The 3,632-nt window shown below is 54.9% G+C and carries 4 protein-coding genes; 3 read left to right on the top strand and 1 reads right to left on the bottom strand.

Features of this window, described 5'->3' with window-relative positions; genetic code table 11:
- A partial coding sequence (locus A3730_RS29755; protein WP_197477490.1) for a transposase domain-containing protein occupies window positions 1-148 on the bottom strand: 148 nt, incomplete at its 3' end.
- Window positions 149-403: 255 nt separating this feature from the next.
- Here A3730_RS29755 and A3730_RS14995 point away from each other — a divergent pair.
- The 3 genes from A3730_RS14995 to A3730_RS14985 form a co-directional block, all read left to right on the top strand.
- On the top strand, window positions 404-1,294 hold the full coding sequence (locus A3730_RS14995) for a restriction endonuclease (protein ID WP_063519849.1): 891 nt from the start codon (window positions 404-406) through the stop codon (window positions 1,292-1,294).
- A gap of 59 nt (window positions 1,295-1,353) precedes the next feature.
- Window positions 1,354-3,096 (top strand): type I restriction-modification system subunit M, encoded by a 1,743-nt coding sequence (locus tag A3730_RS14990; RefSeq protein WP_063521583.1) that lies wholly within the window; start codon window positions 1,354-1,356, stop codon window positions 3,094-3,096.
- The coding region (locus A3730_RS14985) for a restriction endonuclease subunit S (RefSeq protein WP_197477489.1) at window positions 3,089-3,632 on the top strand (544 nt) is incomplete at its 3' end. The genes A3730_RS14990 and A3730_RS14985, both read left to right, overlap by 8 nt.

Raw genomic sequence — 3,632 nt, 5'->3', positions numbered from 1 at the left:
TGGGGAGGCGCCGCCGACGAATCGTTGCTTTGGAGGACAATTGGAGCGCCGACTCAACCCATTCAACGGGGATGTTCTGGGTGAAGGTGCTCAGGTCAGAGAAGGACTGAAGGGCATCAATATCGAAAAGAGACTGCTGTAAAGACACAAAAAATCCGGCTTCCCGCGAGTGGAAACCGGATTTTCGGAAAGCCCCGCTCTGCCTGCAATGCTTAAGTGAACGGCATTACGGCAACTGCCGGGCTTTTTTTATGTCTTGTTCTCGCCTGGTCCGGCACTTAACATCATTCGTTCTAATTAAAAATTCTTATAATCTCGGCATGCCATTGCCGACGCGGTAAATATTTTTTGCGCCTGCAAACAAGGAGAGAGCCTGGTGCCGATCCCTGACTTCCAGTCCGTGATGCGCCCCGTGTTGGAATCTATCCAAGATGGGATGCCAAAACAGATGTCAGATGTTCTGGAGGATGTGTGCGAGCACTTTCAGCTGGCTGAAGAAGAAATAGCAAAGCGCCTTCCTTCCGGGAAACAAACGATTATCAAAAATCGTGTCGGTTGGTCTCGGACTTATATGAAAAAAGCGGGACTATTGATCAGCCCCAATAGAGGCGAAGTCCAGATCACCGAGCGGGGCCGGGAAGTACTCGCAGATTGTCCCGGTCGTATCGACGTTAAGTATTTAAAACGCTTTCCGGAATTTGTCGAATTCCACACGCATACCCCCTCCAATGAAGAGCCGTCTTCATCAAATAACACTGAAGACGAGCGAAGTGATACCCCGGATGAGCAGCTCCAGCAGGCTTATACCTCGCTCATGGATTCCCTCGCCGATGAGTTGCTGGATACCATTACAGCGGCGTCGCCATCCTTCTTCGAGAAACTGGTAGTCGATCTGATGCTGGCCATGGGCTATGGAGGCTCCCGCGAGGATGCCGGGCAGGCCACACGTTACACCAGTGATGGCGGCATCGACGGCATCATCAAGGAAGATCCGCTAGGCCTGGATGTGATCTACCTGCAGGCGAAACGCTATACCGAGAAAGGGGTGGGGCGCCCGGAGGTCCAGGGCTTTGCCGGGGCGCTGGACATGCAGCGTGCCCGCAAGGGGGTGTTTATCACCACCTCCAAATTCAGTGCCGACGCCCGTGAATATGTGGGGCTGATCGAGAAAAAGATCGTACTCATCGACGGCCAGGAGCTGGCCAAGCTGATGATTCAGTACAACTTGGGGGTGGGAATCAAGGAAACCTATGCCGTGAAGCAGATCGACAGCGACTACTTCAACGAAGAATAACCGGCCACGGTGCTCGCAAACGGGCGCCGGGCGACAAAGACAACACCGAGACAGACCTAATGACCCCAAAGCTCACCCTGCAACAACTGGAATCCTTCCTCTGGGAAGCCGCCGATATCCTGCGCGGCAATATGGATGCCTCCGAGTACAAGGATTACATTTTCGGCATGCTGTTCCTCAAGCGCCTTTCTGATGCGTTTGAGGAAGCCCAGGAAAAGGTGGTCAAGTATTACCTGGGCAAGGGCAAGTCCCGGCAGCAAGCCGAAGCGCTGGCCGACGACGAGGACGAGTACGACAAGACCTTCTACATCCCGGCCAGTGCCCGCTGGGATGCCTTGAAAAACGAAAAGCACAATATCGGGGAAACCCTGAACGTGGCCATGGAGGCCATCGAAGAAAAAAACCACTCACTGGAAGGCGTGCTGGCGTCCATCGACTTCAACATCAAGAACAAGCTCACCGACAAAAAGCTGCAGGATTTGCTCAGCCACTTCAGTAAACACCGGCTGCGCAACGCCGATTTCGAGCGCTCCGACCTGCTCGGCACCGCCTACGAATACCTGATCAAGATGTTCGCCGACAGCGCCGGCAAGAAGGGTGGTGAGTTCTATACCCCCTCGGAAGTGGTGCAGTTGCTGGTGTCCCTGCTCAAGCCCCACGCCGGCATGCGCATCTACGATCCCACTGCTGGTTCCGGCGGTATGCTGGTGCAAACCCGCAACTACCTGGCCACCCACGGCGAGAACAAGACCAACCTGTCCCTCTACGGGCAGGAGATGAACCTGAACACCTGGGCCATCTGCAAGATGAACATGTTCCTGCATGGGGTCTACAGCGCCGACATCAAGAAGGGCGACACCCTGCGTGAGCCGCAGCACACCGAAGCTGGGGCGCTGATGACCTTCGACCGGGTGATCGCCAATCCCCCCTTCAGCCTGAAGAAGTGGGGCAAGGAAGAAGCCGACAGCGATGCCTATGGCCGCTTCCCCTACGGCACCCCGCCCAAGGACGCCGGCGACCTGGCCTTCGTGCAGCACATGATCGCCAGCCTCAACGCTGAGGGCATGATGGGCGTGGTCATGCCCCACGGCGTGCTGTTCCGGGGCTCCAGCGAAAAGGCCATCCGCCAGGGCATTCTCAATGACGACCTGCTGGAAGCCGTCATCGGCCTGCCCGCCGCCCTGTTCTACGGTACCGGCATTCCCGCCTGCCTGCTGATCGTCAACAAGGCCAAGCCCGCCTCACGCCGTGGCAAGGTTTTGTTTATCAACAGTGAGCTGGAATACGAGGAAGGCAAGAATCAGAACAAGCTGCGCCAGCAGGATATCGCCAAGATCGTCCACACCTTCGAGCACTTCGAAGAGATCAAGCGCTATTCCAAAGTGGTGCCGCTGGCCGAGATTGAGGAAAACGACTTCAACCTCAACATTCGCCGCTACGCCGACACCAGCCCGCCCCCGGAAATCTTCGACGTGCGCGCCATCCTCCACGGCGGCATCCCGGTGCGGGAAGTGGAAAGCGAGTATATCCGCGAAGAAATCCTGGAAGACTTTGATGTGTCTGCGGTGTTTGTGAGGCGGGATGAGGAGCCGTCAGCGGGTGAAGGGTATTACGACTTCAAGCCGGAGATCGACAGCAAGGAAGCCATTCGGGATGCCGCGGGTGAAGTGGATGCCAAAGTCATTGCCCAGTTGGAGCGCTGGTGGGACAAGTATCGTGTCTCACTGAGCGAGCTGGATGCCCAGGTTGCGGATGCTGAGAGCGTGATGAAGGGGTATCTACAGGAGCTGGGGTATGAGTAATGCTGTGCCCCATGGGTGGGAAGAGGCAACAATTTTAGAGCTCGGAAATAACCATAAGGATACGGTTCAGACCGGGCCTTTTGGGGCCCAGTTACATGCGTCCGACTACAAAAGTGATGGGGTTCCTCTAATCCTAATTAGAAATATTAAGGACTACGGATTAGATGAGAGAGACATTCCAAAGATATCGCATGAAGATGCTGAGCGGCTTAATCGATACAGACTCAAGGTGGGCGATATTGTTTTCAGTCGAGTAGGGAGGGTTGGGAGCTGTTTTCTAACCACTAAACGAGAAAGTGGGTGGGTTATATCGGGGCAGACATTGCGAATGAGGGTTGATCTGAAAAAGGTAAACCCAGAGTTCTTGGTGTATGGACTAAGAACCGATGAAATCCAGAAAGAAATTGTAGGCGAATCAGTCGGCTCAACGCGCACCTCAATTAATACAACAATCCTAGAAAATCTTCAGGTGCCAGTCCCCCCTCTCCCCGAACAACAAAAAATAGCAGCCATCCTGTCCTCCGTCGATGACGTGA

Source organism: Alcanivorax sp. HI0044, assembly GCF_001634945.1.
Note: the sequence above shows the minus strand (reverse complement) of the source record. Positions and strands in the feature narration are given on the sequence as shown.